Origin of the sequence: Salmonella sp. 2020_1459 (assembly GCF_043847915.1) — a bacterium.
Classification (GTDB): domain Bacteria; phylum Pseudomonadota; class Gammaproteobacteria; order Enterobacterales; family Enterobacteriaceae; genus Salmonella; species Salmonella enterica.
On record NZ_JBCMFA010000005.1, the window covers coordinates 365,746 to 390,183 of the forward strand.

A 24,438-nucleotide genomic window follows, 5' to 3' on the forward strand; every position below is an offset into this window, starting at 1 on the left:
CTCACAGATCGTCTACGTAACCGAGACTGCGCAGAGCGCGTTCGTCATCGGCCCAGCCGGATTTCACTTTCACCCACAGTTCCAGGTGTACCGGCGCTTCAAACATCTCCTGCATGTCTTTACGCGCTTCAATACCAATGGTTTTGATTTTGGCGCCTTTGTTGCCAATCACCATCTTCTTCTGCCCTTCGCGCTCGACGAGGATCAGCCCGTTGATATCATAGCCGCCGCGTTCGTTGGTAACAAAACGTTCAATCTCAACGGTAACGGAATACGGCAGCTCGGCGCCGAGAAAACGCATCAGCTTTTCACGAATGATTTCAGACGCCATAAAGCGCTGAGAGCGATCGGTGATGTAATCTTCCGGGAAGTGATGAATCGCTTCCGGTAAATGTTTACGCACGATACCGGCAATGGTATCGACGTTCATACCCGTTTCAGCAGAGATGGGTACGATATCAAGAAAGTTCATCTGGCTTGCCAGGAACTGGAGGTGCGGCAGCAAATCGGCTTTTTCCTGCACGTTATCCACCTTGTTAACGGCGAGAATAACCGGCGCTTTGCCATCGCGCAGTTTGTTCAGGACCATTTCGTCGTCCGGCGTCCAACGGGTGCCTTCCACAACGAAAATCACCAGCTCAACGTCGCCAATCGAACTGCTCGCCGCCTTATTCATCAAACGGTTAATGGCGCGCTTTTCTTCCATATGCAGTCCCGGGGTATCGACATAGATTGCCTGATACGGGCCTTCGGTATGAATACCGACAATGCGGTGGCGCGTGGTCTGCGCTTTACGGGAAGTGATCGAAATCTTCTGCCCGAGCAGTTTGTTCAGCAAGGTGGATTTGCCAACGTTCGGACGTCCGACGATGGCAATAAATCCGCAGTAAGTTTTGTCAGTGCTCATTCCAACTCCAGTTTTTTCAGCGCCTGTTCGGCGGCAGCCTGCTCCGCCTTACGACGGCTGGAACCCGTGCCAACCACCGGTTCGCTCAGGCCGCTGACCTGGCAGTGGATAGTAAATTCCTGATCGTGCGCCTCGCCGCGCACCTGCACAACCAGGTAAGATGGCAGCGGCAGATGGCGACCCTGCAAATACTCCTGCAAGCGCGTTTTAGGATCTTTTTGTTTATCGCCCGGACTTATCTCATCCAGACGGGTTTTATACCAGTTAAGGATCAACTGCTCGACGGTCTGGATATTGCTATCGAGAAATACTCCGCCGATTAACGCTTCCACGGTGTCCGCCAGAATGGACTCCCGACGAAATCCGCCGCTTTTTAATTCGCCCGGCCCTAAACGCAGGCACTCGCCTAAATCAAATTCACGGGCTAATTCCGCTAGCGTATTACCACGTACCAACGTGGCGCGCATACGGCTCATATCTCCCTCATCCACCCGTGGAAAACGGTGATAAAGCGCGTTAGCGATAACGAAGCTCAGGATTGAATCGCCTAAAAACTCCAGGCGTTCGTTATGTTTACTGCTGGCGCTGCGGTGAGTTAATGCCTGCTGCAACAGCTCCTGATGATTAAAAGTGTAGCCCAGCTTCCGTTGAAGCCGATTAATTACGATGGGGTTCATGCGATACCAATAAATGAATGCGTCAACAATCCAGCACACGAAACAGACCTGATACACGTCATCTGTCCTGCCGCATCGCTGCAGCGGAAAGAAGGTTGTCTATAACCAACGCTGTTTCGTGTGCCGTGGCGACCAAACGGCGCCAACCTAAAACTTCGGGGGAATATTCTATACACAACGACAGGGGATGTCGTTAGTCTGAGGGAATTTATCCAGGAAATAATTCACGCTGCCGCTAAAAAGACGGCAGCGTGAACGATCATTTCGTCACAGTTAGTGAATACCGCCGATACGACTCAGGCGTACGCCTGTCGGCCACTCCCCTTCCTGCTTGTCAAAGCTCATCCAGATAGCGACCGCTTTACCGACCAGATTCGCTTCCGGAACAAATCCCCAGTAACGGCTATCCGCGCTGTTATCGCGGTTGTCGCCCATCATGAAATATTGCCCCGGCGGTACAACCCAGGTCGCCAGCGGTTGTCCTGGCTGTTGGTAATACATGCCCAACTGATCCTGAGCTATCGGCACCATCAGGATGCGGTGGGTCACATCGCCTAACGTCTCTTTACGTTCGGTCAGGCGAATGCCGTTTTCTTTTGTCTCGTTTAGCGGAACCTCAAAGAAACCGCTGGTCGCTTCTCCGCCGTTACGGCGGGCAAAGGTCTGTACAAAATCGCTCGGCTCAACGTTAGAGTAGGTAACCGGCAGCGCATTTTCGCACGCCTGACCGGAGCTACAGCCAGGCTGAATCGTCACCTCTTTTGCAACCGGATCATAAGTGATTTTATCGCCCGGCAAACCGACGGCGCGTTTGATGTAATCTAACTTAGGATCTTCCGGATATTTAAATACCACAATATCCCCGCGCTTTGGATGACCGGTTTCAATCAGGGTTTTCTGGTAGATCGGATCTTTAATGCCGTAGGCAAATTTTTCCACCAGAATAAAATCGCCGATAAGCAGTGTCGGCATCATTGAGCCTGACGGGATCTGAAAGGGTTCATAAAGAAATGAACGAACGATCAGAACGATCGCCAGAACCGGGAAAACCGACGCCCCGGTCTCCAGCCAGCCCGGCTTAGGCGCCACTTTATTGAGCGTAGCGTTATCCAGCGCATCTCCCGACGCCGTTTGCGCAGCAGCCTGGCGCGCCCGACGTTTTGGCGCGAAAACAAACTTATCAACGCACCATAAAATGCCCGTCACCAGTGTGGCTATCACCAGAATCAGGGCAAACATGTTCGCCATGCCAACTCCTTAGGGATTATTTATTGTCTTTACCGACATGCAGAATGGCGAGGAACGCCTCCTGAGGCAGCTCGACGTTACCGATCTGCTTCATGCGTTTCTTACCTTCTTTCTGTTTCTGCAGCAGTTTTTTCTTACGACTGATATCGCCGCCGTAGCACTTCGCCAGCACGTTTTTACGTAACTGTTTTACCGTCGAACGGGCAATAATATGCGTACCAATCGCCGCCTGAATCGCGATATCAAACTGCTGGCGTGGAATCAAATCTTTCATTTTCTCCACCAGCTCGCGACCACGGCTTTGCGAGTTATCACGGTGCGTGATCAGCGCCAGCGCATCGACACGCTCGTTGTTGATTAACACATCAACACGCACCATATCGGAAGCCTGGAAGCGCTTGAAGTTATAATCCAGAGACGCATAGCCGCGCGACGTTGATTTCAGACGGTCAAAGAAGTCGAGCACCACTTCCGCCATTGGGATTTCATAGGTCAACGCGACCTGGTTACCGTGATACACCATGTTAGTTTGTACGCCGCGTTTCTCAATACACAGCGTAATAACGTTACCTAAATAGGCTTGTGGTAACAGCATATGACATTCGGCGATAGGCTCGCGCAGTTCATAAATGTTATTCAACGGCGGCAGCTTGGAGGGGCTATCAACATAGATAGTCTCTTTCGCCGTTGTTTCTACTTCATAAACCACGGTCGGCGCAGTGGTGATCAGATCCAGATCGTATTCGCGTTCCAGACGCTCCTGAATGATCTCCATGTGCAACAGGCCGAGGAAGCCGCAGCGGAAACCAAAGCCCAGCGCCGAGGAGCTTTCCGGTTCATAAAACAGTGAGGCATCGTTCAGGCTCAGCTTGCCGAGCGCGTCGCGGAAACTTTCATAATCGTCGGAGCTGACCGGGAACAGACCTGCATAGACCTGCGGTTTCACCTTCTTAAAGCCCGGCAACGCTTTTTCCGCTGGGTTACGCGCTGAGGTTAAGGTATCGCCAACCGGCGCGCCGAGGATATCTTTAATGGCGCAGACCAGCCAGCCTACTTCGCCGCACTTCAGCTCGGTACGATCAACCTGTTTCGGCGTGAAAATCCCCAGGCGGTCAGCGTTGTAGGTCTGCCCGGTGCTCATCACTTTAATTTTGTCGCCTTTACGCATGGTGCCGTTTTTAATACGCACCAGCGATACCACGCCCAGGTAGTTATCGAACCAGGAGTCAATAATCAGCGCCTGCAGCGGGCCGTCCGGATCGCCTTGCGGCGGCGGGATATCGCGCACCAGGCGTTCCAGAACATCCGTCACGCCGACACCCGTTTTGGCGGAGCAGCGTACCGCGTCCGTCGCATCGATACCGACAATGTCTTCGATTTCTTCCGCCACACGCTCCGGATCGGCGGCCGGCAGGTCAATCTTGTTAAGCACCGGCACCACTTCAAGATCCATTTCCATCGCGGTGTAGCAGTTCGCCAACGTTTGCGCTTCTACGCCCTGGCCGGCATCCACCACCAGCAGCGCGCCCTCGCAGGCGGCTAACGAACGGGAAACTTCATAGGAAAAGTCAACGTGTCCCGGCGTGTCGATAAAGTTCAGTTGATAAGTTTCACCATCAGACGCTTTAAAATCCAGCGTCACACTCTGGGCTTTAATAGTAATACCGCGCTCACGCTCAAGATCCATCGAATCAAGTACCTGAGCTTCCATTTCACGGTCAGACAGGCCACCGCAGATTTGGATAATACGGTCAGACAGCGTCGATTTACCGTGGTCAATGTGAGCAATGATCGAAAAGTTACGTATGTTCTTCATAGAGATAAATTATTATGCCTTACGCCTGGTTGACCAGACTTTAGAGGTCGCTGTTCTGAGCTTAACGTCTGTTTTAACTGAAACGCCGCATTCTACACTACAACGCTAAGGCGAGGAAATGTTCATAGTGTAAGGAGAGCGGGAACTGGAAAACGCCTCGCTTTTTTCCTGTAAAACACCGCAACGCAGGAAAAGCGCATGCTTATCGGGACAACAACCCAACGCGGCAGGTGTACCGTTGGGCAAAACGTTTACTGGCGCGTTTCGATTGAGGTAGTTTCGACGCGAACAAGGTCCGGCGGGAGGGCAACGTTTAAAATCACCGGCTGCCAGGCGTCGCGCTCCGCCAGTTTTCGGGAATAGCCGCGGGCAACCAGAAAACCGCCCACGCCGCCCAGCACGGCCCCGCTTAATGCGGCAAGGTCAGATCCAAACAGCATCTGAAAAAGCGCCGCACAAAGAAATAGCCCCGCTAAAGGCGACATATAGACCAGCAACGCCGAACCTAAAAGGCTTTTTTCGGCGATGCCCAACTCGACTTTCTGCCCCGGCGCCAGCGGCTCCGCGCTTGGCACAACAATGGTATGCGTGGTTTGCGGCCCTAATTTATTCAGCACGCGACTGCCGCATCCCGCACGGGAGGCGCAGCTGCTGCATGACGCTTTAACGTCGCAGCTCACCACCGCCTGACCATTCTGCCAGGAGACAACGGTTGCCCACTCTTTAATCATTGTACTGCCCTGAATTTGATACTGTCGGCAATGCGCTTCGCCGTTTGCGGCGGAAGCTCGCCGACAATGGTGATTTCCGCGTTGTCGCGAACGCTGCTATAAACCGTTCGGCGCCCGGTGCGCAGCATCTGATCGCTGCTGTTTTGCGTCGCCCGGTTCACATTGACGGAAAAGCTAAACAGACCGTCAGAATAAAGCCGCGATTCGATAGGCAGGTTATCCATCGTCGGCAACGGACGACGGCTGCTGGAAACTTCGCTAAAGCCTTGCGGCACCCAGGATGGACTCCAGTTAAATTTCGTTTTTTCGCCACCGGGAACAGAAAGCAGCGGCGGCAGATTCGCCTTCGCCAGCGCCTGCATGTTGCTGCCGATATCCTGACTCACCGTGAACGCAATAACGCGGAACTGCTCCAGCGTCTCGCCATCGCGATCCAGCAGATCAACACGCATCGGCAGTTTGGTGTCCATGTCCATCCAGACGATATAGCTGTAACGCGTACCATCGCGCGCCACAACGCGGATAACTTCGCACAATCTGTCTGCGATACGGGTGCGTCCGACGGAAATAAAGTCGTAGTAAGGCGCCAGACGCTTGAAATCGGTGTAAATCAGGGAAGGCAGAGAATCGACAATATAATCACCGTTCAGGGTGAACGGCTCAAGGCCCGGTTCAAAATAACTGATTTCATTACCACGCTGTACGACCTCCCGGCGGGGACCGTCCAACTGTAGCAATTGCGCAAGCGGGCGACTATCCAGGCGTGCGTGTCGATAACGCAGAGATTCAACGCCTTGTTTCGTGATGCTGACGAATGACAGCTCGTAATTCAGTGACTGACTGGCGATGTTCATCTGCTGCAATAACGCCCCGGACGCAGGGTCGGCCGAGGCGTTTACTGAGAAGAACAGGCTAGCCGCCACAAGGGACATGGCAAACCAAAGTTGCTTCATTACTGCGATTGCGTTCCTAAAGTTTGGATTCCTGGCACCTGTACCGCGGCTTGCTGGGTTTGCGCCTGCTCAAACTGAAGCTGTTCGGAGTGCAGTCGGCGCTGCAGTTCATAGTCCTGCAACATGGCATTAATGCGACGACGCTGCTCCTGTACCTGCTGTTGCTGACTGCCGACAGGCGCTGCTTCAGAAGGCACTCCCAGACTTACCGGGCTGGCTTTCCCCATCATAGGCAGGGTATTGAAAACCGGCGTTTCAGGTTGTTGGGATGTTTCAGATTGCCCATTATAGTGCTGGACACCGACGATAACTGCAAGTGAAACGCACGCCGCCACGCCCATTTGGGTAAGCTGCGCCGCCCACGGACGCACTTTTTTCCAGAACGGCATTTTCTGCCATTGCTGCGGAGCGGGTTGGGCCTCAGGGATTAATGGCGACACCTGACGTACTGGCTCGTTTTCAATAGCGGCCATCACGCGAGCGGATATATCGAAATGGAGAACGTCAGGCGTATCCCCCCGCATTGAATCGCGGATCAGGTGATAACTCTCCCAGGTTTTCTGCATTTCCGGGTCGTGCGTAAGCGCTTTGAGCAGCTCACTATCCAACGTTTCGCCATCCATCAAAGCGGAAAGTTTTTCTTTCTGCATGCCTAATACCTTTTCCAGTATCCCGCTATCGTCAACGCCTGATAAGCGGTTGAACTTTATTATCAATAGCTTCCCGCGCCCGGAAGATACGTGAACGCACCGTCCCCACCGGACAATCCATGATAGCCGCTATCTCTTCATAGCTCAGGCCATCCAGCTCCCGTAAGGTGATTGCCATACGTAAATCTTCCGGGAGGGACTCAATAGTTCGGAAAACTATCTGTCTCAGTTCTTCTGACAACATTAAGTTCTCAGGGTTCGAAATTTCTTTCAGCGCGCCGCCGCTTTCAAAGTTTTCTGCTTCAATCGCGTCTACATCACTGGAAGGCGGACGACGCCCCTGCGCAACCAGGTAGTTCTTCGCGGTATTGACCGCAATACGATACAACCAGGTATAAAAAGCACTATCCCCCCGGAAAGAATCCAGCGCGCGATAGGCCTTAATAAATGATTCCTGTACGACATCGGGAACGTCGCCCGATGGCACATAGCGGGAAACCAGACTCGCCACTTTATGCTGGTAGCGCACTACCAGTAAGTTAAAGGCTTTCTGATCTCCCTTCTGGACCCGTTCAACCAGGACCTGGTCCGTTAACTGCTCGCTCATCCGAGGTAATGTCTCCCCAAACCAAATTTCCACGCGCTTTCGAAACGCCACTCCATAAGCCGCACTATGAGCAAGCAACAGGTTAGAGTGTCTATGTTTCGTAAAGTTCCGTTACGCATTTGTTTTTGTTTGTCATGTTGTAGACAGGTCTTATCTTCCATTATAAGTCTACAGATGCTGAACAACGCACTATCTGTACAGAAATGCCCATTTCGTCGTTTGCAGAGTAACCTAACAGCATCTTTATTTCACTACAAAATCCGACGCTAACACCCTGCCCTATAAAATATTTTTTGCCGTTTATCTCTCGCCGTATTTTTATTTTATGTTTAATAAGCACAACACCAGCGAAATCATAACGTGCTTTTTAGCGCCATATAGTGCTAATCTGCCGCAACCATGTTTAGTAAATTAAACAAGAACCATGATGACAACTCCTGAACTGTCCTGTGATGTGTTAATTATCGGCAGCGGCGCGGCCGGACTCTCGCTGGCGCTGCGTCTGGCTGAAAAGCATAAGGTTATCGTCCTGAGTAAAGGGCCGGTGAGCGAGGGCTCCACGTTTTATGCGCAGGGCGGTATTGCCGCCGTGTTTGATGAAACCGACAGTATTGCGTCGCATGTCGAAGATACGCTGATTGCCGGCGCCGGAATTTGCGATCGCCACGCGGTGGAGTTTGTCGCCAGCAACGCCCGTACCTGCGTGCAGTGGCTTATCGATCAGGGCGTCCTGTTTGATACGCATGTCCAGCCAAACGGCAAGGAGAGCTATCATCTCACGCGTGAAGGCGGCCATAGTCATCGCCGTATCCTTCATGCCGCCGACGCTACCGGAAAGGAAGTCGAAACCACGTTGGTCAGTCGGGCGCAAAATCATCCTAATATTCAGGTGCTGGAACGCAGCAACGCCGTTGATTTAATTATCTCCGATAAAATGGGTCTGCCGGGGCCTCGCCGGGTCGTCGGCGCCTGGATCTGGAATCGCAATAAAGAGTGGGTTGAAACCTGTCATGCGAAGTCGGTGGTGCTGGCGACCGGCGGCGCCTCAAAGGTTTATCAATATACCACTAACCCGGATATTTCCTCCGGTGACGGTATCGCGATGGCCTGGCGCGCAGGCTGTCGGGTCGCTAATCTGGAATTTAACCAGTTTCATCCCACCGCCCTTTATCACCCGCAGGCGCGTAATTTTCTCCTTACCGAAGCGCTGCGCGGCGAAGGCGCATACCTTAAACGTCCGGACGGTTCACGGTTTATGCCGGACGTTGACGAACGCGGGGAACTGGCGCCGCGCGATATTGTCGCCCGCGCCATTGACCATGAGATGAAACGACTCGGCGCAGACTGTATGTTTCTCGATATCAGCCACAAGCCTGACGATTTTGTCCGCCAGCACTTCCCGATGATCTATGCGAAACTGCTCGATTTGGGGATGGATTTAACCAAAGAACCGATTCCCATTGTTCCTGCCGCGCACTATACCTGCGGCGGCGTGGTCGTCGATGATTATGGTCGTACCGATGTAGACGGCTTATATGCCATTGGCGAAGTCAGTTACACCGGCCTGCACGGCGCTAACCGTATGGCGTCCAACTCGTTGCTGGAATGCTTAGTGTACGGCTGGTCCGCAGCAATGGATATCGACAGGCGAATGCCTTCTGTCCACAGCGTTGACGCCCTTCCCGCCTGGGATGAAAGCCGCGTGGAGAACGCCGATGAGCGGGTGGTGATTCAGCATAACTGGCACGAACTGCGCCTGCTGATGTGGGACTATGTGGGCATTGTGCGCACGACGAAACGGCTGGAGCGCGCCCTACGGCGTATTACCATGTTGCAACAAGAGATTGACGAATATTACGCCAACTTTCGCGTCTCGAATAATTTACTGGAGCTGCGCAATCTGGTGCAAGTGGCCGAACTGATTGTGCGTTGCGCTATGATGCGTAAAGAGAGCCGGGGGCTGCACTTTACGCTGGATTATCCGCAACAACTGGCTGAATCAGGCCCATCGATCCTTTCGCCGTTAACGCCTCACATAAACAGATAAAATGCCTGGGTCAGCGCCGTATAACTTTCAGAATAATGCTGGTCTGACCCGCGAATTACTAATCTGTCGCTAAAGCACTCCCCGGCTTGTGGGGAGAATGCGAGCAAAACCCGGTGCGGCAAGCGCGCTTCGTTTTCCGCAACGTCAGTACGTAGCCGCAAATGCCATCCCATGTTGAGCGCTTGCTGCGTAAAAGCGTTACCTATTTGTTCCGGCAAGACTACGCAAAAAAAGCCATCTTCGGTAATACAATCCGCCGCAATAGCCAATAACGTCTGGTGATCCAGCGTAGCGGTGTAACGCGCCTGCTCCCGCTGCGGCGTGGCGCATTCCACACCGGGTTCGTAATAAGGCGGGTTGCTGATAATAAGATCAAAGCGTACCGTCTGGCGAGGCGCCCAACTCTGAATATCGTCAGTATGCACCGTTATTCGATGCGGCCAGGGAGAGTGAGCCACGTTTTCCTGCGCTTGCATGGCAGCCCCGGCATCCAGTTCCACGGCGTCAATAGGCACATTGTCATCCGTCCGCTGCGCCAGCATTAACGCCAGCAGACCGCTTCCAGTACCGATATCCAGAATTCGCTTTACATCCGCGACCGGCGCCCACGCCCCGAGTAAAATACCGTCAGTTCCCACTTTCATCGCACACCGATCGTGTGCGACAAAAAACTGTTTAAACGTAAATCCGTTACGACGAAGAACGGAGCCAGACTGAGACATGTAAAAACAACCTTGCAAAAAAACGGCGACAGCGCCGAGTGAAAACAATACCTGAGAAGGGATATCCATACAAACAGATGAAGATTGCGGCCGTAACGTCTATAATCAGCGCCCCACACAGAGGTAGAACATGACTGTAACGACTTTTTCCGAACTTGAACTCGACGAAAGCCTGCTGGATGCCCTCCAGGATAAAGGTTTCACTCGCCCGACCGCCATTCAGGCTGCCGCCATTCCGCCTGCGCTCGATGGCCGTGATGTACTCGGTTCTGCGCCGACAGGCACCGGTAAAACGGCGGCATATCTGCTGCCGGCGTTGCAGCACCTGCTCGACTTTCCGCGTAAAAAATCGGGGCCGCCGCGCATTCTGATCCTGACGCCAACCCGCGAACTGGCAATGCAGGTTGCCGATCACGCTCGTGAACTGGCTAAGCATACTCATCTGGATATCGCCACGATTACCGGCGGCGTGGCCTATATGAACCATGCTGAAGTGTTTAGCGAAAACCAGGATATCGTGGTCGCCACGACGGGCCGTCTGCTGCAATATATAAAAGAAGAGAACTTTGACTGCCGGGCGGTTGAAACACTGATTCTTGACGAAGCTGACCGGATGCTCGACATGGGCTTCGCTCAGGACATTGAGCATATCGCCGGTGAGACCCGCTGGCGTAAACAGACGATGCTGTTCTCCGCCACGCTGGAAGGCGATGCGATTAAAGATTTTGCCGAGCGCCTGCTGGAAGACCCGGTTGAGGTTTCCGCCAATCCGTCAACCCGCGAGCGCAAGAAAATTCACCAGTGGTACTACCGTGCCGACAATTTCGAACATAAAGTTGCGCTGTTGAAGCACCTGCTAAAACAAGACGATGCAACCCGTTCTATCGTGTTTGTACGTAAACGTGAACGCGTCCATGAACTGGCTGAAACGCTGCGTCTGGCAGGGATCAACAATTGCTATCTTGAAGGTGAGATGGCGCAGATCAAACGTAACGAAGGTATTAAGCGTCTCACCGACGGTCGCGTTAACGTGCTGGTCGCGACCGACGTCGCGGCACGTGGGATTGATATTCCTGACGTCAGCCACGTCATTAACTTCGACATGCCGCGCAGTGGCGATACCTATCTGCATCGCATTGGTCGTACAGGCCGTGCTGGCCGCAAAGGCACTGCAATCTCGCTGGTAGAAGCCCACGACCATCTGTTGCTGCTGAAAATCGGTCGCTACATCGAAGAGCCGCTAAAAGCGCGCGTCATTGATGAGCTTCGCCCGACCACGCGTGCGCCCAGCGAAAAGCTGACCGGCAAACCGTCGAAAAAAGTGCTGGCGAAACGCGCCGAGAAGAAAAAAGAGAAAGAAAAAGAGAAGCCGCGCGTGAAGAAACGTCACCGCGATACAAAAAATATCGGTAAGCGCCGCAAGCCAAGCGGTACGAAAATGCAGGAGCAATCCAGCGAAGAGTGATGATAATGCCGGGTTCGTTAACCCGGCATTTTTTTATCTTCCACGGTAAAACACGCCTCCATACACTGCATAAATATCTGCATTGCCGGGCTGACCGCTTTCCCGGCATGATGGGCGCACAGCGCCATGATCGATAGCGACGGCGCGCCAAACGGCAGCTCTTTCAACTGACCGGTACTAAGTTCTCGTTCAACGGCAAAACGTGGTAAAAAGCTGATGCCCAGGTTAGCAGCCACACACTGTTTAATGCTCTCAATACTCCACAGTTCAATGGTGTTTTCCAGCGTAATCCGCCTCTGCCGTAGCGTACTTTCAAACAGCTGGCGGAAGACACATTGCGGTTCATTGATGATGAAGCTGCAGGGGATATGCTGATCTGGCTGCGTAAAATCAGCATCCTGTAGCAGTGGAGAGGCCACCAGCGCCAGCGACTGCTCCCCCAGTTGCTGCATCGTGAGCGCGTCATCATTACCTACGCGATAAAAAACGCCCAAATCGACCTCGTCATTCAGCAACGCATCACGTATCACATAGCAATTCAGCGACTGTAGCGACAATCTGACATTCGGCGCTCGCAGCTTAAAACGTTGTAAAACCTGCGGCATTTTGTACGCCAGTAAGGTTTCACCTGTCGCCACGCGCAGCTCTCCGTCGGGTTCCGCATCCTGTCTTGCGGCTTTACGAATCGACTCCATCACACGCGTCAGTTCATGGATATGCGGCATCAGCTTTTTCCCCTCATTGGTCAGGCACATTCGGCGCCCTATTTTCTCGAACAGTTGCAGGGAAAACTCACGTTCAAGCTGTTGAATATGAAAAGTTACTGTCGACTGAGTGCAGCACAGCTTTTGCGAAGCCCGCAGAAACGAGCCCTCTTCCACTACCGTTTTCAGCGTAATAAACCGACGCAGATCCATAACCACCAACCTATCGAAAATCTCGAATTCAGAATTAAAAAACATTCATTTTTTTAAATATTTCATATCGGGTACTGTCTGCTAAAACAGAGGAGATGACAAGTGACACCGATGCTTTTAAGCGCTTTCTGGACTTATACATTAATCACCGCCCTTACCCCCGGCCCTAACAATATTCTCGCGCTTAGCGCAGCAACTGCACATGGTTTTCGGCAGAGTATTCGTGTACTGGCAGGTATGAGTCTGGGATTTTTGGTCGTCATGCTGCTGTGCGCCGGGATCGCGTTTTCCCTTGCGGTTATCGATCCGGCAATCATTCATTTACTCAGTTGGGTGGGGGCTGCGTATATCCTGTGGCTGGCGTGGAAAATTGCCACCAGTCCAGCGGCGGATGAGAATGTCAGACCAAAACCGGTTGGCTTTTGGGTAAGCTTTGGCCTGCAGTTTGTGAACGTCAAAATTATTCTGTACGGCATTACCGCTCTGTCTACATTTGTTTTACCGCAAACGCAGGCGCTGAACTGGGTCATCGGCGTCAGTATATTGCTGGCATTGATCGGCACGTTCGGTAATGTGTGTTGGGCGCTGGCGGGACATCTGTTTCAGCGGGCGTTTCGCCATTATGGTCGCCAGTTAAATATCATTCTGGCGTTACTGCTGGTGTACTGCGCGGTGCGGATTTTTTACTGACCCAAATAAAACAAAAGCGGAAAAGGCCCGGCCTCTTCCGCTTGTTATTACCGGATAAGCCTTACAGGCTTTCGGTAAAGGTACGAGCGATAACGTCGCGCTGCTGTTCCGGCGTCAGGGAGTTAAAACGCACCGCATAACCAGAAACACGAATAGTCAGCTGCGGGTATTTTTCCGGATGCTTAACCGCGTCTTCCAGAGTTTCACGACGCAGAACGTTAACGTTCAGATGCTGACCGCCTTCAACGCGTACTTCCGGTTTAACTTCCATCGGAATTTCACGGTATTCAATCTCGCCCAGTTTGCTGACAGCCACAACTTCATCTTCAGCAAAACCGGATTTTGCAACGATGCAGCGCGCTTCGCCTTTTTCGCTGTCCAGCAGCCAGAAGGAATTCAGCAGGTCGTCGTTAGCGGCTTTAGTAATCTGGATACCTGTAATCATGTGATGCCTCCCCAGGCAAAATTATTTGATTTCGGTCGGCCTAATCCCGGCCAATTGGTAAAACCATTGTTGCTTGAGTGTATATATACCCTTCGATCACCCTTCATTCTTTGATTTAAATCAATAAAAACCACACCATAAAAAGGGTGATGAAGGGAATTTATTGTTTTACATCAACTTACACCATTCAGACCTATAAACTTTTTACATAAATTTTCAACTATCTTTTGTAGGTAACCGTTTTTGTAGCACGCAGGATTTTGCACTGCAGAAAGAAGCAGTTAAGCTAAGGGAACTGGAAATTCGCAGGAGAGCGAGATGGCGACTGAGTTAACCTGGCACGATGTGCTGGCTGATGAGAAACAGCAACCTTACTTTATCAATACGCTTCACACTGTTGCTGGCGAGCGTCAGTCGGGTATCACGGTCTACCCGCCGCAAAAAGATGTGTTTAACGCCTTTCGCTTCACGGAACTGGGCGACGTTAAGGTGGTGATCCTGGGACAAGATCCTTACCACGGCCCCGGCCAGGCACATGGTCTGGCGTTTTCCGTGCGCCCTGGGATCGCTCCCCCGCCGTCATTAGTGAATATGTACAAAGAGCTGGAAGCCTCCATTCCCGGCTTTGTCCGCCCCGCGCACGGTTATCTGGAAAGCTGGGCACGCCAGGGCGTACTGTTACTGAATACGGTGCTCACGGTACGGGCAGGCCAGGCGCATTCTCATGCCAGCCTGGGGTGGGAAACCTTTACGGATAAAGTGATAAGCCTGATTAACCAACACCGCGAAGGGGTCGTCTTCCTGCTGTGGGGCTCGCACGCCCAGAAAAAAGGCGCGATTATTGATCCACAGCGCCACCATATTCTGAAAGCTCCGCATCCCTCGCCACTCTCTGCGCACCGCGGATTTTTTGGCTGTAACCATTTTGCGCTAACGAACCAATGGCTGGAACAACACGGCGAGAAAACTATCGACTGGACGCCAGTATTACCGGCTGAGAGTGAATAACGTTGGCGACTCGCCGTTTTATCGCCCGGATAACGGCGCGAAAGCGCCTTGTCTGACCGGGCGGTAGGAAGTACATAATCGGCCCGGCGCGCGTTGCGTCACCGGGCTGCAGCCCTTACGCTTTATTCTGTCGCCACCACTCGGCGAGCAGCACGCCTGTCGCAACCGACACATTCAGGCTTTCCACGTTCCCGGTGCCGTTAATTTTCACGCACAGATCGTCGGGTTCGCGCGCCGCTTCCGGCAGGTAGTCATATTCACGGCCTAAGACCAGCACCATCTTTTCCGGCAGGGTCGTACTAAAGAGCGCCTGACCGCGATCGCTGGACGTCGTCACCACGGTGTACCCCGCCTGACGAAAATCATCCAGTACGTCAACAATGCTTTCACCAGTGATCGGCTGGACATGCTCCGCCCCGCCTTCCGCGGTACGAATCGCCGCGCCGGACTCCAGCAACGCCGCATCCTGTACCACCACGCCTTTCACGCCGAAGTGCGCGCAGCTACGCATCATGCCGCCCAGATTATGCGGGTTAGCGACATCTTCCAACGCCAGCACGCAGTCTTGATCCGCCGCCTGCTTTACCCATTGCTTAACGGTCGTACCGTTACGCTTTTTAATCAGGAAACACACGCCGCCGTGGTGCTCAGTCCCGGAAGCTTTTGCCAGTTCGGCTTCATCCACCACATGGTAGGCTTTACGATTCGCCGCCATCCAGCGCAGCGCCTCTTTAAAACGCGGCGTTACGCTTTGGATAAACCATGCGCGCACGATGGCGTCAGGACGGCTCTGGAATAGCGCCTGGCAGGCGTTTTCACCGTAGACGCGCGTCTCTTCCGCACGCTGGCGACGCAAAACTTCAGGGTCGATAAAACTTTTACCGCTAATACCACCATGATCGACTTTCTCAGGAGTTTCATCGCCTGGCGCGCGGGACACGGTGCGCCACGGCGAAGTTTCATGTTTACGGTCACGGCTCTGATTATTTCGCTCATCACGGGCGGGGCGACGTCCACCGTCAGTGCGAGACTTTGCTGGGCGGCCTCCCCCTTTCCCGGTACGCGGGTTATGGGTGCGTTTATCAGAGTCATCATCACTACGGACATACATCACTTTGACTTTGCCGCTTTTGTTTTTTAATTCATCGTTCATGCTTTTCTCCACCAGCGCTGCGCGAAGCGCGAAGATTACCCGATGTGCATCCGGTTAGCCATGATTTCGTTTAAAAGCTTGCGACTATTGTACTCATTGAATAAAACACATTGTTGTTTAGCACAGACTCCTCGATAATATGTAACATTATAGAAACATCCCGCGCGTAGCGGGACGTCTTCCGACGTATTCAGAGGTTAGCTATGAACACCGTTTGTACCCATTGTCAGGCCATTAACCGCATCCCCGACGATCGGCTTCAGGACGCGGCAAAATGTGGACGCTGCGGTCATGAGTTGTTTGACGGAGAAGTCATTAATGCGACCGGCGAAACGCTGGACAAACTGTTGAAGGACGATCTTCCAGTGGTGATCGACTTCTGGGCCCCCTGGTGCGGCCCTTGCCGTAACTTTGCGCCAATCTTCGAGGATGTCGCAGAAGAGCGCAGCGGTAAAGTCCGTTTCGTCAAAGTGAATACCGAGGCGGAACGGGAACTCAGCGCCCGTTTCGGTATCCGCAGCATCCCGACGATTATGATTTTTAAACATGGACAAGTGGTCGATATGCTTAATGGCGCAGTGCCTAAAGCGCCTTTCGACAGCTGGCTGAACGAAGCGCTGTAAACGCCACGGGGCGCATCTTGTGCCCCGTTTTCACCTCTGCCACAATAGCGTTTTTCTCCGCAAACGCTTTCTATGACCAATAACGCTGTCCTTCAGTTACGCGCCGAACGGCTTGCGCGCGCTACTCGCCCTTTTCTTGCCAGAGGCAATCGGGTTCGCCGCTGTCAACGCTGCCTGCTGCCGCTAAAATCTTGCCTGTGTGATACGTTAACGCCTTCTCAGGCGAAAAGCCGTTTTTGTCTGGTCATGTTTGACACTGAACCGATGAAACCCAGCAATACCGGCCGGCTGATAGCCGATATTTTGCCGGATACCGCGGCGTTTCAGTGGTCGCGTACCGAGCCGCCGCAGGCGTTGCTGGAGCTGGTACAGCATCCGGATTATCAACCGATAGTGGTCTTTCCTGCGTCCTACGCCGGCGAAGCGCGCGAGGTCATTTCCACCCCGCCCGCCGGGAAACCGCCGCTGTTTATTATGCTGGACGGCACCTGGCCCGAAGCACGTAAAATGTTTCGTAAAAGCCCTTATCTGGATCATCTGCCGGTCATTTCCGTCGATTTATCGCGTCTTTCAGCTTATCGTCTGCGTGAAATCCATGCCGAAGGGCAATATTGTACCGCCGAAGTCGCCATAGCGTTGTTAGATCTGGCGGGAGATACCGAGGCGGCAACCAGTTTAGGTGAACATTTCACCCGTTTCAAAACGCGCTATCTGGCAGGAAAAACGCAACATCCGGGAAACGTCACAGCATAAAATAGCGAAAGCGTTTAAAATTATCCGGTCACTTCTGTGTAAGGGAAACCGGTATGAGCCAGCAAGGACTGGAAGCGCTACTGCGACCAAAATCGATCGCGGTGATTGGCGCATCAATGAAGCCCCACCGCGCGGGTTACCTGATGATGCGTAACTTGTTGGCGGGCGGATTCAATGGCCCCGTCCTTCCCGTGACGCCCGCCTGGAAAGCCGTTTTAGGCGTCATGGCCTGGCCGGATATCGCCAGTCTTCCTTTCACCCCCGATCTGGCTATTTTATGCACTAACGCCAGCCGTAACCTGGCGTTACTGGACGCGCTTGGCGCGAAAGGGTGTAAAACGTGCATTATCCTTTCTGCTCCCACGTCGCAACATGAAGAACTTCTTGCCTGTGCCCGGCATTATAAAATGCGTCTGCTGGGTCCAAACAGTCTTGGGCTCCTCGCGCCGTGGCAAGGGCTGAATGCCAGCTTTTCTCCCGTCCCGATTAAACAGGGCAAGCTCGCTTTTATTTCCCAGTCTGCCGCCGTGTCCAATACTATTCTTGACTGGGCGCAACAGCGTGAAATGGGCTTTTCCTACTTTATCGCGCTGGGCGATAGCCTGGATATTGATGTCGATGAACTACTGGACTATCTGGCGCGCGACAGCAAGACCAGCGCGATTTTGCTCTATCTGGAACAGTTAAGCGACGCCCGCCGTTTTGTTTCCGCCGCCCGTAGCGCTTCACGTAACAAACCGATTCTGGTGATTAAAAGCGGCCGAAGCCCGGCAGCCCAGCGTTTACTTAATACCAGCGCGGGAATGGACCCTGCGTGGGATGCGGCCATCCAGCGCGCAGGCCTGCTGCGAGTCCAGGATACGCACGAGCTTTTTTCCGCCGTCGAAACACTGAGCCATATGCGTCCGCTACGCGGCGACAGACTGATGATCATCAGCAATGGCGCCGCGCCTGCCGCGCTGGCGTTAGATGAGTTGTGGTCGCGTAACGGCAAGCTGGCGACGTTGAGCGAAGAGACCTGCCTGCAACTACGGCAGGCGCTTCCCGCGCACATAGATATTGCCAATCCGCTGGATCTGTGTGATGACGCCAGCAGCGAACATTACATCAAAACGCTGGATATCCTGCTCGCCAGTCAGGATTTTGACGCGCTTATGGTTATCCACTCTCCCAGCGCTGCCGCGCCGGGTACGGAAAGCGCCCATGCTCTGATCGAGACGATTAAGCGCCACCCCAGAGGCAAGTTTGTTACGCTGCTGACAAACTGGTGCGGCGAGTTCTCGTCTCAGGAAGCAAGACGGCTATTCAGCGAAGCCGGGTTACCAACCTACCGCACGCCGGAAGGCACGATTACCGCGTTTATGCATATGGTGGAATACCGGCGTAACCAGAAGCAACTGCGAGAAACGCCAGCGTTGCCGAGTAACCTGACGTCCAATACCGCTGAGGCGCATAATCTGTTACAGCGGGCGATTGCGGAAGGTGCCACCTCACTGGATACCCATGAAGTACAGCCGATTTTACACGCCTATGGGCTGCATACGCTCCCAACCTGGATTGCCAGCGACAGCGCTGAAGCGGTGCATATCGCCGAACAGATAGGCTATCCGGTAGCTCTCAAGCTGCGCTCGCCCGACATTCCGCATAAATCTGAAGTTCAGGGGGTCATGCTTTACCTGCGGACCGCAAGCGAGGTACAACAGGCTGCGAACGCCATTTTCGATCGCGTAAAGATGGCCTGGCCGCAGGCGCGGATTCACGGTTTGCTGGTACAAAGCATGGCTAACCGCGCCGGCGCGCAGGAGCTGCGTGTGGTGGTCGAGCACGATCCGGTGTTTGGTCCTTTGATTATGTTGGGTGAAGGCGGCGTAGAGTGGCGTCCGGAAGAGCAGGCTGTCGTCGCGCTGCCGCCGCTCAACATGAATCTGGCGCGCTATCTGGTGATTCAGGGCATTAAACAGCGGAAAATTCGCGCCCGTAGCGCGCTGCGTCCGCTGGATATTGTCGGTTTAAGCCAATTGCTGGTCCAGGTTTCAAACCTGATTGTCGACTGCCCGGAAATTCAGCGTCTGGATATCCATCCGCTGCTGGCTTCCGCCAGTGAGTTTACCGCGTTGGATGTGACGCTGGATATTGCCCCGTTTGATGGCGATAACGAAAGTCGACTTGCGGTACGCCCCTATCCCCACCAGCTTGAAGAGTGGGTGGAGATGAAAAACGGCGATCGCTGCCTGTTCCGTCCGATCCTGCCGGAAGATGAACCCCAGCTGCGACAATTCATCGCCCAGGTCACCAAAGAGGATCTTTACTACCGTTATTTCAGCGAGATCAACGAATTCACCCATGAAGATTTAGCCAACATGACGCAGATCGACTACGATCGAGAAATGGCCTTTGTGGCCGTGAGGCGGATGGACAACGCTGAAGAGATCCTCGGCGTAACGCGCGCGATCTCCGATCCTGACAACGTAGATGCCGAATTTGCCGTATTGGTGCGTTCAGATCTCAAAGGGTTGGGTTTAGGACGCCGTTTAATGGAGAAATTGATTGCCTATACTCGCGATCACGGATTGAAGCGGCTGAACGGTATTACGATGCCGAACAATCGCGGCATGGTCGCGCTGGCCAGAAAACTGGGATTTCAGGTCGATATTCAGCTCGACGAGGGCATCGTGGGATTGACGCTGAATCTGGCCAAATGTGATGAATCGTGAGTAATGTACTGGAAATGTTGACCACTTTAACGGGTACTGATGTTATTATTGCTCGCTTATGTCGTCTGCATAGCACAGAGGACCCTTCAATGAACAGAGAAGAAATGCACTGTGATGTTGTCAAAATTTAAGCGTAATAAACATCAACAACACCTTGCCCAACTCCCTAAGATTTCTCAGTCAGTTGATGATGTAGATTTCTTTTATACTCCTGCTACTTTTCGGGAGACACTGCTGGAGAAAATCGCCAGCGCGACGCAGCGTATTTGTATCGTTGCCCTGTATCTGGAACAGGACGATGGGGGTAAAGGTATACTCGACGCGCTCTATGCGGCTAAACGGCAGCGTCCTGAACTGGACGTGAGGGTGCTGGTCGACTGGCATCGCGCGCAACGCGGGCGCATTGGCGCAGCGGCCTCGAATACCAATGCAGACTGGTATTGCCGACTGGCGCAGGAAAACCCCGGCATTGATGTCCCGGTTTACGGCGTACCGATTAATACGCGAGAAGCGCTTGGCGTACTGCATTTTAAAGGCTTTATCATTGATGATAGCGTCCTGTACAGCGGTGCCAGCCTGAACGATGTCTATCTCCATCAGCATGATAAATATCGCTACGATCGCTACCAGCTGATTCGCAATCGGCAAATGGCAGACATCATGTTTGACTGGGTGACGCAAAATCTGATGAATGGCCGTGGTGTGAATCGTCTGGATAATACCCAGCGTCCGAAAAGCCCGGAGATTAAAAACGATATCCGCTTATACCGTCAGGAGCTGCGTGATGCGTCATATCATTTTCAGGGTGACGCTAATGACGAGCAGCTCTCCGTTACGCCGCTGGTCGGGCTTGGCAAATCCAGTCTGCTGAACAAAACCATTTTCCATCTCATGCCCTGTGCGGAGCATAAGCTCACCATTTGTACCCCTTACTTCAATCTACCAGCGGTACTGGTGCGGAATATTATTCAGCTACTGCGCGACGGAAAGAAAGTCGAAATCATTGTTGGCGATAAAACCGCGAATGATTTTTACATTCCGGAAGATGAACCGTTCAAGATCATTGGCGCGTTACCCTATCTCTATGAGATTAACCTGCGCCGCTTCCTGAGCCGTTTACAGTATTACGTCAATACCGATCAGCTTGTGGTGCGTCTGTGGAAAGATGACGACAATACCTATCATTTGAAAGGGATGTGGGTAGATGATAAATGGATGCTACTCACCGGCAACAATCTGAATCCCCGCGCCTGGCGTCTGGATCTGGAAAACGCCATTCTGATCCACGATCCTAAGCAGGAGCTTGCCCCTCAGCGGGAAAAAGAGCTGGAACTTATCCGAACGCACACAACCATCGTAAAACATTATCGTGACCTGCAGAGCATTGCCGACTATCCGATAAAAGTGCGTAAATTGATTCGCCGTCTGCGCCGGATCCGCATCGACAGATTAATTAGCCGTATCCTGTAATCGAAGCCCCGTCCTGTACGGGGTTTTCTCTTAGGAGTGAACTGGTGCGCGTGTTGATTCCTTTTACGGTGTTGTTTCTCTCCGGGTGCAGCCATCTGGCTAACGACCGCTGGAGCGGTCAGGATAAAGCCCAACATTTTATGGCATCAGCGATGCTATCGGCAGCCGGTAATGAGTATGCGCGTCACCAGGGAGTAAGCCCTGACCGCAGCGCAGCGATAGGGCTGATGTTTTCTTTGAGTCTCGGAGCCTCAAAAGAACTCTGGGACAGCCGCCCGGAAGGCAGCGGCTGGAGCTGGAAAGATTTTGTCTGGGATGTCGCTGGCGCGACAACCGGTTACGCTATCTGGCAAATGGCGCGATACTAAAGGCGCAAGCCCTTTCCTTTACGGTGCAACATCAGCGAAACCAGGAAAGCCAGAACGGCCATCGCGGTAACATACCAGAAGAACGAACTCTCCATACCGACAGATTTTAGCGACAGCGCGACATATTCCGCAGAGCCGCCAAATAACGCGTTTGCTACCGCATAGGATAAACCGACGCCCAGGGCGCGAACCTGCGCCGGAAACATCTCCGCTTTCAGGATCCCGCTAATCGAGGTATAGAAACTCACAATCAATAGCGCGCACATCACTAAAGCAAATGCGGCATAAGGCGACGTCACATTCTGCAACGCGGAGAGAATTGGAACGGTGAAAAGCGTCGCGAGCGCGCCAAAACATAGCATAGAAGTGCGCCTGCCAATCTTATCGGATAACGCGCCGAATAACGGCTGTACCAACATGAAAACACACAGCGCGACCGTCATAATGCCGCTGGCGACATTGGCATGCATACCTGCTGTATTTACCAGATATTTCTGCATATAGGTGGTGAAAGTATAAAAGCACAGCGAGCCTGCCGCGGTGAAACCAAGCACCATCAAAAAGGCTTTGCGATTACGCCACAAACCTTTCAACGAACCGGCTTCTTTTAATGCGCGAGTCTCATGCTTCGAGGTTTCATCCAGCTGGCGACGTAGCCATAACGCCACAACCGCCAGCACGGCGCCCAGCGCAAAGGGAATACGCCATCCCCAGGCACGAAGCTCAGCATCTTCCAGAACCTGCTGCAAAATCACAACGACCAGCAATGCCAGTAGTTGGCCACCGATAAGCGTAACATACTGAAACGAGGCGAAAAATCCCTTACGACCTTCAAGCGCAACTTCACTCATATATGTCGCGCTGGTCCCATACTCTCCCCCTACCGAGAGCCCCTGAAATAACCTTGCAATAAGTAGCAGCGCCGGTGCCCAGGTGCCGATGGTATCGTAACCAGGTAAGCAGGCAATCACCAGCGACCCCATGCACATCATGCACACCGAAATCAACATTGAGGCTTTGCGCCCGCGTCGATCTGCAATGCGTCCAAACAGCCAACCACCGATAGGCCGCATTAAAAAACCGGCGGCAAAGACGCCTGCCGTTTGCAAAAGCTGAGTAGTGGTATTACCAGAAGGAAAGAAGATATGTGCAAAATAGAGCGAGCAGAAAGAGTAGACGTAGAAATCAAACCATTCCACTAAGTTTCCGGAAGAGGCCCCCACGATAGCCCATATGCGTCGCCGCATCTCCGGAGCCTCAGCGTTGTTTTTATCTATACGCTGAATAATTTCTGCCATACTGTTCTCCTTGTTGCCAGGCTTAATCGGCCTTTTATTTTGGAGATTCAGATTACGCGAGACCCAAAAGTAAATAAAGTGTTAATTATTTGTTTGCTAATTTTTATCCCCACCGTGCCTGATGCTGGCGTTTCCGTTTCAGATAGTCTTCGTCCTGACGGATTTTATCCCACCAACCTTTGAAAACCGTTGCCGCCGCGGCCTTAATAGGATCATTACCCCGTGTATTCAGGCTGCCGTCTTCTGCATACTTTTTACCGCCTTTATAGTTAGCGTATCGCCTGGCGCGGGTGTATCCCATCTGAATAAATTTACGCGCCATGTCCATACCAACGAAATCATCCTGCTGCCGGTAAGCTTCGAACAACTGGTAGATCTGTTCTGCGGATTTCATCGCCGATGCTTCATCTTTATAGCGCCAGAAAGGAAGAATTTCGCTTTTGTAGGGTTCAACCAGTAGCACCCCCTGCTCGCCTCGTCCAACCTGATACAATTCAGGCTGCTGGCGGAAGTCAATGCTGGAAAAGTCTTGCTGGTAGTTAAAAGGTTTGATAGCCAATGAAAATCCTCACTGCTTATATAAGCACGTGTAAAGGATAGTTCATCGTTAACGATTGGGTGGGATGTACTCTTGTCGGTTCTACAAGAACACCAGCTTCGTAGGCGGGATAATTCCTGTAGGCCGGATAAGGCGGAGCCGCCATCCGGCAGAAACAGACAAAAACAAAAGGCCCTGTCTTCCGACAGGGCCCTTCGTTTTATTTGATGCCTGGCAGTTCCCTACTCTCGCATGGGGAGACCCCACACTACCATCGGCGCTACGGCGTTTCACTTCTGAGTTCGGCATGGGGTCAGGTGGGACCACCGCGCTACGGCCGCCAGGCAAATTCTTTGTGCTCTGTACGCAATTCTTTATCGCATCAGCGGCGTTGCCTGCGCTCGTAAACTCAGTCACATACTTCTGTATGCTCCTTCCTTTCCTTCGCTTGCCGCCTTGCTGCTGCGCAAATTATTGCGTACTCAACTCTGAATCAGTGCTGAAAATCGTCTCTCATCCGCCAAAACATCTTCGGCGTTGTAAGGTTAAGCCTCACGGTTCATTAGTACCGGTTAGCTCAACGCATCGCTGCGCTTACACACCCGGCCTATCAACGTCGTCGTCTTCAACGTTCCTTC

The 24,438-nt window shown here is 52.8% G+C and carries 24 protein-coding genes and 2 rRNA genes; 9 read left to right on the plus strand and 17 right to left on the minus strand.

Annotation, left to right across the window (positions count from 1 at the left end; all coding sequences use genetic code 11):
• Position 1: 1 nt before the first annotated feature.
• From era to rseD, 9 genes are all read right to left on the minus strand, one after another.
• Positions 2 to 907: a GTPase Era gene (gene era, locus ACH0VJ_RS15435; RefSeq protein WP_000102230.1), complete on the minus strand. Its 906-nt coding sequence runs from the start codon at positions 905 to 907 to the stop codon at positions 2 to 4.
• Positions 904 to 1,584 (minus strand): ribonuclease III, encoded by a 681-nt coding sequence (gene rnc / locus ACH0VJ_RS15440; RefSeq protein WP_001068341.1) that lies wholly within the window; start codon positions 1,582 to 1,584, stop codon positions 904 to 906. Before rnc ends, era begins: the two co-directional genes overlap by 4 nt.
• Positions 1,585 to 1,857: 273 nt before the next feature.
• Complete coding sequence (gene lepB / locus ACH0VJ_RS15445) at positions 1,858 to 2,832, minus strand: signal peptidase I (protein WP_000002559.1); 975 nt, start codon at positions 2,830 to 2,832, stop codon at positions 1,858 to 1,860.
• A gap of 16 nt (positions 2,833 to 2,848) precedes the next feature.
• The gene (gene lepA, locus ACH0VJ_RS15450) at positions 2,849 to 4,648 is read right to left on the minus strand and encodes a translation elongation factor 4 (protein ID WP_000790154.1); all 1,800 of its coding nucleotides are present in this window, start codon (positions 4,646 to 4,648) and stop codon (positions 2,849 to 2,851) included.
• A 251-nt stretch (positions 4,649 to 4,899) separates the two neighbouring features.
• On the minus strand, positions 4,900 to 5,379 hold the full coding sequence (gene rseC, locus ACH0VJ_RS15455; RefSeq protein WP_000589087.1) for a SoxR-reducing system protein RseC: 480 nt from the start codon (positions 5,377 to 5,379) through the stop codon (positions 4,900 to 4,902).
• A complete protein-coding gene (gene rseB / locus ACH0VJ_RS15460) occupies positions 5,376 to 6,332 on the minus strand; it encodes a sigma-E factor regulatory protein RseB (protein WP_000812021.1) in 957 nt (318 codons plus the stop codon). Before rseB ends, rseC begins: the two co-directional genes overlap by 4 nt.
• Entirely contained in the window at positions 6,332 to 6,982 is a 651-nt protein-coding gene (gene rseA, locus ACH0VJ_RS15465) for an anti-sigma-E factor RseA (RefSeq protein WP_001168374.1), read from the minus strand. The genes rseB and rseA overlap by 1 nt, the downstream gene beginning before the upstream one ends.
• 31 nt (positions 6,983 to 7,013) lie before the next feature.
• Positions 7,014 to 7,589 (minus strand): RNA polymerase sigma factor RpoE, encoded by a 576-nt coding sequence (gene rpoE / locus ACH0VJ_RS15470; protein ID WP_000003307.1) that lies wholly within the window; start codon positions 7,587 to 7,589, stop codon positions 7,014 to 7,016.
• Entirely contained in the window at positions 7,586 to 7,750 is a 165-nt protein-coding gene (rseD, locus tag ACH0VJ_RS15475) for a rpoE leader peptide RseD (protein ID WP_014344135.1), read from the minus strand. Before rseD ends, rpoE begins: the two co-directional genes overlap by 4 nt.
• Before the next feature lie 263 nt (positions 7,751 to 8,013).
• Here rseD and nadB point away from each other — a divergent pair, with 263 nt between their 5' ends.
• A complete protein-coding gene (nadB, locus tag ACH0VJ_RS15480; RefSeq protein ID WP_000989181.1) occupies positions 8,014 to 9,636 on the plus strand; it encodes an L-aspartate oxidase in 1,623 nt (540 codons plus the stop codon).
• Here nadB and trmN read toward each other — a convergent pair.
• Positions 9,621 to 10,358, minus strand: a complete 738-nt coding sequence (gene trmN / locus ACH0VJ_RS15485; protein WP_000083345.1) for a tRNA(1)(Val) (adenine(37)-N(6))-methyltransferase TrmN — start codon at positions 10,356 to 10,358, stop codon at positions 9,621 to 9,623. The two genes, nadB and trmN, sit on opposite strands and share 16 nt — an antisense overlap.
• A gap of 130 nt (positions 10,359 to 10,488) precedes the next feature.
• Between trmN and srmB the strand changes: the two genes are divergently transcribed.
• The gene (gene srmB, locus ACH0VJ_RS15490) at positions 10,489 to 11,823 is read left to right on the plus strand and encodes an ATP-dependent RNA helicase SrmB (RefSeq protein ID WP_000219174.1); all 1,335 of its coding nucleotides are present in this window, start codon (positions 10,489 to 10,491) and stop codon (positions 11,821 to 11,823) included.
• Positions 11,824 to 11,840: 17 nt separating this feature from the next.
• Here the strand turns inward: srmB and ACH0VJ_RS15495 are convergent, their stop codons facing one another.
• Positions 11,841 to 12,740, minus strand: a complete 900-nt coding sequence (locus ACH0VJ_RS15495) for a LysR family transcriptional regulator (RefSeq protein WP_001536502.1) — start codon at positions 12,738 to 12,740, stop codon at positions 11,841 to 11,843.
• A 102-nt stretch (positions 12,741 to 12,842) separates the two neighbouring features.
• Here ACH0VJ_RS15495 and eamB point away from each other — a divergent pair, with 102 nt between their 5' ends.
• Positions 12,843 to 13,430, plus strand: a complete 588-nt coding sequence (gene eamB, locus ACH0VJ_RS15500; RefSeq protein ID WP_000188415.1) for a cysteine/O-acetylserine transporter — start codon at positions 12,843 to 12,845, stop codon at positions 13,428 to 13,430.
• Positions 13,431 to 13,491: 61 nt separating this feature from the next.
• Here eamB and grcA read toward each other — a convergent pair whose 3' ends face one another.
• The gene (gene grcA / locus ACH0VJ_RS15505; protein ID WP_000627811.1) at positions 13,492 to 13,875 is read right to left on the minus strand and encodes an autonomous glycyl radical cofactor GrcA; all 384 of its coding nucleotides are present in this window, start codon (positions 13,873 to 13,875) and stop codon (positions 13,492 to 13,494) included.
• A 318-nt stretch (positions 13,876 to 14,193) separates the two neighbouring features.
• On the opposite strand from grcA, the gene ung reads away from it, so the two are divergent.
• Positions 14,194 to 14,883 carry a uracil-DNA glycosylase gene (gene ung, locus ACH0VJ_RS15510; RefSeq protein ID WP_000179978.1) on the plus strand — a complete coding sequence of 230 codons (690 nt, stop codon included), beginning with the start codon at positions 14,194 to 14,196 and terminating at the stop codon, positions 14,881 to 14,883.
• A 115-nt stretch (positions 14,884 to 14,998) separates the two neighbouring features.
• Here ung and ACH0VJ_RS15515 read toward each other — a convergent pair whose 3' ends face one another.
• Positions 14,999 to 16,036 (minus strand): tRNA/rRNA methyltransferase, encoded by a 1,038-nt coding sequence (locus ACH0VJ_RS15515; protein ID WP_000997368.1) that lies wholly within the window; start codon positions 16,034 to 16,036, stop codon positions 14,999 to 15,001.
• A 203-nt stretch (positions 16,037 to 16,239) separates the two neighbouring features.
• On the opposite strand from ACH0VJ_RS15515, the gene trxC reads away from it, so the two are divergent.
• The 5 genes from trxC to ACH0VJ_RS15540 all read left to right on the plus strand — a co-directional run bounded on the left by trxC (position 16,240) and on the right by ACH0VJ_RS15540 (position 21,964).
• Positions 16,240 to 16,659: a thioredoxin TrxC gene (gene trxC / locus ACH0VJ_RS15520; RefSeq protein ID WP_001098732.1), complete on the plus strand. Its 420-nt coding sequence runs from the start codon at positions 16,240 to 16,242 to the stop codon at positions 16,657 to 16,659.
• Positions 16,660 to 16,731: 72 nt separating this feature from the next.
• A complete protein-coding gene (gene tapT, locus ACH0VJ_RS15525) occupies positions 16,732 to 17,412 on the plus strand; it encodes a tRNA-uridine aminocarboxypropyltransferase (RefSeq protein ID WP_000183642.1) in 681 nt (226 codons plus the stop codon).
• A gap of 53 nt (positions 17,413 to 17,465) precedes the next feature.
• A complete protein-coding gene (pat, locus tag ACH0VJ_RS15530) occupies positions 17,466 to 20,126 on the plus strand; it encodes a protein lysine acetyltransferase (RefSeq protein WP_000082637.1) in 2,661 nt (886 codons plus the stop codon).
• Positions 20,127 to 20,240: 114 nt separating this feature from the next.
• The gene (gene pssA, locus ACH0VJ_RS15535; protein WP_000949286.1) at positions 20,241 to 21,596 is read left to right on the plus strand and encodes a CDP-diacylglycerol--serine O-phosphatidyltransferase; all 1,356 of its coding nucleotides are present in this window, start codon (positions 20,241 to 20,243) and stop codon (positions 21,594 to 21,596) included.
• Positions 21,597 to 21,640: 44 nt separating this feature from the next.
• The gene (locus ACH0VJ_RS15540; RefSeq protein ID WP_001264478.1) at positions 21,641 to 21,964 is read left to right on the plus strand and encodes a YfiM family lipoprotein; all 324 of its coding nucleotides are present in this window, start codon (positions 21,641 to 21,643) and stop codon (positions 21,962 to 21,964) included.
• On the opposite strand, the gene ACH0VJ_RS15545 is transcribed toward ACH0VJ_RS15540, so the two are convergent.
• The 4 genes from ACH0VJ_RS15545 to ACH0VJ_RS15560 form a co-directional block, all read right to left on the minus strand.
• On the minus strand, positions 21,961 to 23,262 hold the full coding sequence (locus ACH0VJ_RS15545) for an MFS transporter (protein WP_000807818.1): 1,302 nt from the start codon (positions 23,260 to 23,262) through the stop codon (positions 21,961 to 21,963). The two genes, ACH0VJ_RS15540 and ACH0VJ_RS15545, sit on opposite strands and share 4 nt — an antisense overlap.
• 103 nt (positions 23,263 to 23,365) lie before the next feature.
• Positions 23,366 to 23,821, minus strand: coding sequence for a DUF4385 domain-containing protein (locus tag ACH0VJ_RS15550; RefSeq protein ID WP_000985653.1), 456 nt, complete (start codon positions 23,819 to 23,821; stop codon positions 23,366 to 23,368).
• Positions 23,822 to 24,029: 208 nt separating this feature from the next.
• Positions 24,030 to 24,145 (minus strand): 5S ribosomal RNA (gene rrf / locus ACH0VJ_RS15555).
• Between the two features lie 196 nt (positions 24,146 to 24,341).
• Positions 24,342 to 24,438: ribosomal RNA gene (locus tag ACH0VJ_RS15560) — 23S ribosomal RNA — on the minus strand; the annotation flags it as partial.

Excerpts from the sequence above, each read along its gene's own strand:
- nadB (WP_000989181.1), top strand. The coding sequence starts at position 8,014 with ATGATGACAACTCCTGAACTGTCCTGTGATGTGTTAATTATCGGCAGC.
- trmN (WP_000083345.1), bottom strand. The coding sequence starts at position 10,358 with ATGTCTCAGTCTGGCTCCGTTCTTCGTCGTAACGGATTTACGTTTAAA.
- srmB (WP_000219174.1), top strand. The coding sequence starts at position 10,489 with ATGACTGTAACGACTTTTTCCGAACTTGAACTCGACGAAAGCCTGCTG.
- rpoE (WP_000003307.1), bottom strand. The coding sequence starts at position 7,589 with ATGAGCGAGCAGTTAACGGACCAGGTCCTGGTTGAACGGGTCCAGAAG.
- ACH0VJ_RS15545 (WP_000807818.1), bottom strand. The coding sequence starts at position 23,262 with ATGGCAGAAATTATTCAGCGTATAGATAAAAACAACGCTGAGGCTCCG.
- ung (WP_000179978.1), top strand. The coding sequence starts at position 14,194 with ATGGCGACTGAGTTAACCTGGCACGATGTGCTGGCTGATGAGAAACAG.
- era (WP_000102230.1), bottom strand. The coding sequence starts at position 907 with ATGAGCACTGACAAAACTTACTGCGGATTTATTGCCATCGTCGGACGT.
- tapT (WP_000183642.1), top strand. The coding sequence starts at position 16,732 with ATGACCAATAACGCTGTCCTTCAGTTACGCGCCGAACGGCTTGCGCGC.
- rseC (WP_000589087.1), bottom strand. The coding sequence starts at position 5,379 with ATGATTAAAGAGTGGGCAACCGTTGTCTCCTGGCAGAATGGTCAGGCG.
- ACH0VJ_RS15515 (WP_000997368.1), bottom strand. The coding sequence starts at position 16,036 with ATGAACGATGAATTAAAAAACAAAAGCGGCAAAGTCAAAGTGATGTAT.
- pssA (WP_000949286.1), top strand. The coding sequence starts at position 20,241 with ATGTTGTCAAAATTTAAGCGTAATAAACATCAACAACACCTTGCCCAA.
- rnc (WP_001068341.1), bottom strand. The coding sequence starts at position 1,584 with ATGAACCCCATCGTAATTAATCGGCTTCAACGGAAGCTGGGCTACACT.
- rseA (WP_001168374.1), bottom strand. The coding sequence starts at position 6,982 with ATGCAGAAAGAAAAACTTTCCGCTTTGATGGATGGCGAAACGTTGGAT.
- ACH0VJ_RS15495 (WP_001536502.1), bottom strand. The coding sequence starts at position 12,740 with ATGGATCTGCGTCGGTTTATTACGCTGAAAACGGTAGTGGAAGAGGGC.
- lepA (WP_000790154.1), bottom strand. The coding sequence starts at position 4,648 with ATGAAGAACATACGTAACTTTTCGATCATTGCTCACATTGACCACGGT.
- trxC (WP_001098732.1), top strand. The coding sequence starts at position 16,240 with ATGAACACCGTTTGTACCCATTGTCAGGCCATTAACCGCATCCCCGAC.
- rseD (WP_014344135.1), bottom strand. The coding sequence starts at position 7,750 with ATGGAAGATAAGACCTGTCTACAACATGACAAACAAAAACAAATGCGT.
- lepB (WP_000002559.1), bottom strand. The coding sequence starts at position 2,832 with ATGGCGAACATGTTTGCCCTGATTCTGGTGATAGCCACACTGGTGACG.
- pat (WP_000082637.1), top strand. The coding sequence starts at position 17,466 with ATGAGCCAGCAAGGACTGGAAGCGCTACTGCGACCAAAATCGATCGCG.
- rseB (WP_000812021.1), bottom strand. The coding sequence starts at position 6,332 with ATGAAGCAACTTTGGTTTGCCATGTCCCTTGTGGCGGCTAGCCTGTTC.
- grcA (WP_000627811.1), bottom strand. The coding sequence starts at position 13,875 with ATGATTACAGGTATCCAGATTACTAAAGCCGCTAACGACGACCTGCTG.